The sequence below is a fragment of the Arthrobacter sp. ISL-5 genome (assembly GCF_018613835.1).
Taxonomy (GTDB): domain Bacteria; phylum Actinomycetota; class Actinomycetes; order Actinomycetales; family Micrococcaceae; genus Arthrobacter.
Genome location: NZ_JAGGPM010000059.1, coordinates 1 through 5966, shown reverse-complemented (window position 1 = coordinate 5966; position 5966 = coordinate 1). Strand labels below are relative to the sequence as shown.

Annotated in this window: 3 rRNA genes; all 3 read left to right on the top strand. The window is 55.4% G+C overall.

What is annotated here, in order from left to right:
* The first annotated feature begins 296 nt into the window (after positions 1-296).
* The 3 genes from J7I89_RS24060 to rrf all read left to right on the top strand — a co-directional run bounded on the left by J7I89_RS24060 (position 297) and on the right by rrf (position 5860).
* Positions 297-1822: ribosomal RNA gene (locus J7I89_RS24060) — 16S ribosomal RNA — on the top strand.
* Between the two features lie 558 nt (positions 1823-2380).
* Positions 2381-5528: ribosomal RNA gene (locus tag J7I89_RS24055) — 23S ribosomal RNA — on the top strand.
* Between the two features lie 215 nt (positions 5529-5743).
* Positions 5744-5860 (top strand): 5S ribosomal RNA (rrf, locus tag J7I89_RS24050).
* Together the 16S, 23S and 5S rRNA genes form the textbook arrangement of a ribosomal RNA operon.
* The last annotated feature ends 106 nt before the right edge of the window (positions 5861-5966 follow it).

The window sequence follows — 5966 nt, the reverse complement described above, 5'->3', positions numbered from 1 at the left end:
CTGGCGGATCGCGGAAACGCTGATTTGCTTTGGGTCTTGAGATCGGGTAAGTTTGAAAAGTTGCTCCGGAGCGATCCGCGACCGATTGGTTGTGGTGGTGCCGGGTGTGTCTGTTGTTTGAGAACTCAATAGTGTGCCAAGTTTGTTGATACCGATTTGTTTATATGAATTGGTTGAATTTGCCGGGCTGTCCGCCCCTGTGGATGGTCTGGTGTTTTTGGCTGGTTTCAAATTTTGTGCAGCCTGGTTCCGCGTTTTCCCGTGGTTTCATTGGTTGTGTCTGTTTTTGTTTTACTTCAACGGAGAGTTTGATCCTGGCTCAGGATGAACGCTGGCGGCGTGCTTAACACATGCAAGTCGAACGATGATCCCCAGCTTGCTGGGGGGATTAGTGGCGAACGGGTGAGTAACACGTGAGTAACCTGCCCTTAACTCTGGGATAAGCCTGGGAAACTGGGTCTAATACCGGATATGACTCCTCATCGCATGGTGGGGGGTGGAAAGCTTTTTGTGGTTTTGGATGGACTCGCGGCCTATCAGCTTGTTGGTGAGGTAATGGCTCACCAAGGCGACGACGGGTAGCCGGCCTGAGAGGGTGACCGGCCACACTGGGACTGAGACACGGCCCAGACTCCTACGGGAGGCAGCAGTGGGGAATATTGCACAATGGGCGCAAGCCTGATGCAGCGACGCCGCGTGAGGGATGACGGCCTTCGGGTTGTAAACCTCTTTCAGTAGGGAAGAAGCGAAAGTGACGGTACCTGCAGAAGAAGCGCCGGCTAACTACGTGCCAGCAGCCGCGGTAATACGTAGGGCGCAAGCGTTATCCGGAATTATTGGGCGTAAAGAGCTCGTAGGCGGTTTGTCGCGTCTGCCGTGAAAGTCCGGGGCTCAACTCCGGATCTGCGGTGGGTACGGGCAGACTAGAGTGATGTAGGGGAGACTGGAATTCCTGGTGTAGCGGTGAAATGCGCAGATATCAGGAGGAACACCGATGGCGAAGGCAGGTCTCTGGGCATTAACTGACGCTGAGGAGCGAAAGCATGGGGAGCGAACAGGATTAGATACCCTGGTAGTCCATGCCGTAAACGTTGGGCACTAGGTGTGGGGGACATTCCACGTTTTCCGCGCCGTAGCTAACGCATTAAGTGCCCCGCCTGGGGAGTACGGCCGCAAGGCTAAAACTCAAAGGAATTGACGGGGGCCCGCACAAGCGGCGGAGCATGCGGATTAATTCGATGCAACGCGAAGAACCTTACCAAGGCTTGACATGGACCGGACCGCCGCAGAAATGTGGTTTCCCCTTTGGGGCCGGTTCACAGGTGGTGCATGGTTGTCGTCAGCTCGTGTCGTGAGATGTTGGGTTAAGTCCCGCAACGAGCGCAACCCTCGTTCCATGTTGCCAGCGCGTAATGGCGGGGACTCATGGGAGACTGCCGGGGTCAACTCGGAGGAAGGTGGGGACGACGTCAAATCATCATGCCCCTTATGTCTTGGGCTTCACGCATGCTACAATGGCCGGTACAAAGGGTTGCGATACTGTGAGGTGGAGCTAATCCCAAAAAGCCGGTCTCAGTTCGGATTGGGGTCTGCAACTCGACCCCATGAAGTCGGAGTCGCTAGTAATCGCAGATCAGCAACGCTGCGGTGAATACGTTCCCGGGCCTTGTACACACCGCCCGTCAAGTCACGAAAGTTGGTAACACCCGAAGCCGGTGGCCTAACCCCTTGTGGGAGGGAGCCGTCGAAGGTGGGACTGGCGATTGGGACTAAGTCGTAACAAGGTAGCCGTACCGGAAGGTGCGGCTGGATCACCTCCTTTCTAAGGAGCACCTACATTCGCTCCATCCCGTGTATGCGGGGTGCGGGGGTTTGTCAGGAGTACAGCCCGTTGCGCAGACGCAAGTTCTGCGGCGGGTGCTCATGGGTGGAATATCAGCAAATAGGTGCCTGGCGGCACTGGCCGGTTACAAGTACGGACCCTGTGTTTTTTCTTCGGAAAGAGCGTGGTGGTCCTGGAACGGGACCGGGCTGGATCGCCGGGTAGTGTTTGGCACACTGTTGGGTCCTGAGGCAACAGGACCGGGGATGCTGCGGCTTTTGGCTGCGGGTTGTCCGGGACTTGTGTTTCTGGTTTCCTGGCTGCACCGATCATGCATGTATCGGCCCGCTTTTGTGTGGGTTGTGTGTGTGGGGTGTGTGGTATGGGGTTGTTGTTTGAGAACTACATAGTGGACGCGAGCATCTTTTATAAGAAGCAATTTCCAAGAATATGAACCTGGATCTGGCTGCACGTGATGATGGCTTTCCTTTTGGGGGAGTGGTTGTTGGGTGTGGTTGGTTTCTGTGGTTCTCTCGAAATTACTCCTTGATCTTTTGTGGTCAAGTTTTTAAGAGCACACGGTGGATGCCTTGGCATTAGGAGCCGAAGAAGGACGTAGGAATCTGCGATAAGCCTGGGGGAGTCGATAACCGGACTGTGATCCCAGGGTGTCCGAATGGGGAAACCCCGCCAGACGCGCGAGTGATCTGGTGACCCGCATCTGAACACATAGGGTGCGTGGAGGGAACGCGGGGAAGTGAAACATCTCAGTACCCGCAGGAAGAGAAAACAATAGTGATTCCGTTAGTAGTGGCGAGCGAACGCGGATCAGGCTAAACCGTTCCATGTGTGATAGCCGGCGGGCGTTGCATGGGCGGGGTTGTGGGACTTTCCGTGTTGTCTCTGCCGGGACAGCGAGGTGAGGTGCAGGTATAGGTGAACGGTCTTGAAAGGCCGGCCGTAGAGGGTGTGAGCCCCGTAACCGTAATGCTGTGTACCGCCTGGAGAGTATCCCAAGTAGCACGGGGCCCGAGAAATCCCGTGTGAATCTGTCAGGACCACCTGATAAGCCTAAATACTCCCTAATGACCGATAGCGGACCAGTACCGTGAGGGAAAGGTGAAAAGTACCCCGGGAGGGGAGTGAAACAGTACCTGAAACCGTGTGCTTACAATCCGTCGGAGCCACCGCACCTTGTGTGCATGGTAGTGGTGACGGCGTGCCTTTTGAAGAATGAGCCTGCGAGTTAGTGTTACGTCGCGAGGTTAACCCGTGTGGGGAAGCCGTAGCGAAAGCGAGTCTGAATAGGGCGTTGCAGTGGCGTGATCTAGACCCGAAGCGAAGTGATCTACCCATGGCCAGGTTGAAGCGACGGTAAGACGTCGTGGAGGACCGAACCCACTTCAGTTGAAAATGGAGGGGATGAGCTGTGGGTAGGGGTGAAAGGCCAATCAAACTTCGTGATAGCTGGTTCTCCCCGAAATGCATTTAGGTGCAGCGTTGCGTGTTTCTTATCGGAGGTAGAGCTACTGGATGGCTAATGGGCCCTACAAGGTTACTGACGTCAGCCAAACTCCGAATGCCGGTAAGTGAGAGCGCAGCAGTGAGACTGTGGGGGATAAGCTTCATAGTCGAGAGGGAAACAGCCCAGACCACCAACTAAGGCCCCTAAGCGTGTGCTAAGTGGGAAAGGATGTGGAGTTGCGAAGACAACCAGGAGGTTGGCTTAGAAGCAGCCATCCTTAAAAGAGTGCGTAATAGCTCACTGGTCAAGTGATTCCGCGCCGACAATGTAGCGGGGCTCAAGTACACCGCCGAAGTTGTGGCATTCACATGTTTTCCAAGCCTTCGTGGTTCAGGAGTGTGGATGGGTAGGGGAGCGTCGTGTGGGCGGTGAAGTCGCGGTGTAAACCAGCGGTGGAGCCTACACGAGTGAGAATGCAGGCATGAGTAGCGAAAGACGGGTGAGAAACCCGTCCGCCGGATGATCAAGGGTTCCAGGGTCAAGCTAATCTGCCCTGGGTAAGTCGGGACCTAAGGCGAGGCCGACAGGCGTAGTCGATGGACAACGGGTTGATATTCCCGTACCGGCGAAAAACCGCCCATGCTGAACAGGGGATACTAACCGCCCGAGACCTGACCAATCACCCTTGTGGTGTGCGGTTTTTGGTGGAGCGCGGGACCTGATCCTGGGAGGCAAGCGTATTAACAGGTGTGACGCAGGAAGGTAGCCGAGCCGGGCGATGGTTGTCCCGGTCCAAGGATGTAGGGTCAGAGATTGGCAAATCCGTCTCTGTGTGTTCAATCACGTGCCTGAGATCTGACGGGACTCCCGTAAAGGGGGGATTCGGTGATCCTATGCTGCCTAGAAAAGCATCGGCGCGAGGTTTTAGCCGCCCGTACCCCAAACCGACACAGGTGATCAGGTAGAGAATACTAAGGCGATCGAGAGAATTATGGTTAAGGAACTCGGCAAAATGCCCCCGTAACTTCGGGAGAAGGGGGGCCCCAACCTTGAACACCACTTGCTGGTGGGAGGGGATCGGGGCCGCAGAGACCAGGGGGAAGCGACTGTTTACTAAAAACACAGGTCCGTGCGAAGTCGCAAGACGATGTATACGGACTGACTCCTGCCCGGTGCTGGAAGGTTAAGAGGACCGGTTAGCCGCAAGGCGAAGCTGAGAATTCAAGCCCCAGTAAACGGCGGTGGTAACTATAACCATCCTAAGGTAGCGAAATTCCTTGTCGGGTAAGTTCCGACCTGCACGAATGGAGTAACGACTTCCCCGCTGTCTCAACCATAAACTCGGCGAAATTGCAGTACGAGTAAAGATGCTCGTTACGCGCAGCAGGACGGAAAGACCCCGAGACCTTTACTATAGTTTGGTATTGGTGTTCGGAGTGGCTTGTGTAGGATAGGTGGGAGACGTTGAAGCCCGGACGCCAGTTCGGGTGGAGTCATCGTTGAAATACCACTCTGGTCACTTTGGACATCTAACTTCGGCCCGTAATCCGGGTCAGGGACAGTGCCTGATGGGTAGTTTAACTGGGGCGGTTGCCTCCTAAAAAGTAACGGAGGCGCCCAAAGGTTCCCTCAGCCTGGTTGGCAATCAGGTGTCGAGTGTAAGTGCACAAGGGAGCTTGACTGTGAGAGAGACATCTCGAGCAGGGACGAAAGTCGGGACTAGTGATCCGGCGGTACATTGTGGAATGGCCGTCGCTCAACGGATAAAAGGTACCTCGGGGATAACAGGCTGATCTTGCCCAAGAGTCCATATCGACGGCATGGTTTGGCACCTCGATGTCGGCTCGTCGCATCCTGGGGCTGGAGTAGGTCCCAAGGGTTGGGCTGTTCGCCCATTAAAGCGGTACGCGAGCTGGGTTTAGAACGTCGTGAGACAGTTCGGTCCCTATCCGCTGCGCGCGCAGGAAATTTGAGAAGGGCTGTCCTTAGTACGAGAGGACCGGGACGGACGAACCTCTGGTGTGTCAGTTGTACTGCCAAGTGCACCGCTGATTAGCTACGTTCGGATGGGATAACCGCTGAAAGCATCTAAGCGGGAAGCTCGCTTCGAGATGAGATTTCCATACACCTTGTGTGTGAGAGGCCCCCAGCCAGACCACTGGGTTGATAGGCCGGATGTGGAAGCGAGGACTAACGACTCGTGAAGCTGACCGGTACTAATAGGCCGATAACTTACACCACACACCACCCCTGCAAACGAACTTCAAAAGCGTTTGCAACCAGGGGCGGTAAAAAGAAACAAGACTGCTTGCGTCCACTATGTGGTTCCCAACCAACAAACCCGTACCCACAGGTTTGCTGTCAGGGAACAAAACCACAACTAAATAACAACACCACTAATGTTGTAACCACTAGTTTTCCCACACACACCCCTGGTGTGTGACGGGTAGAAGGGTTACGGCGGTCATAGCGTGGGGGAAACGCCCGGTCCCATTCCGAACCCGGAAGCTAAGACCCACAGCGCCGATGGTACTGCACCCGGGAGGGTGTGGGAGAGTAGGTCACCGCCGGACAACCATTAAACGGTCGAGAGCCCCAACCAGTCATGGTTGGGGCTCTCCCGCATTTAAACCCCCAACCACCACACGCTCTCCCAGCACCTGCGACTACTTTCCGGAC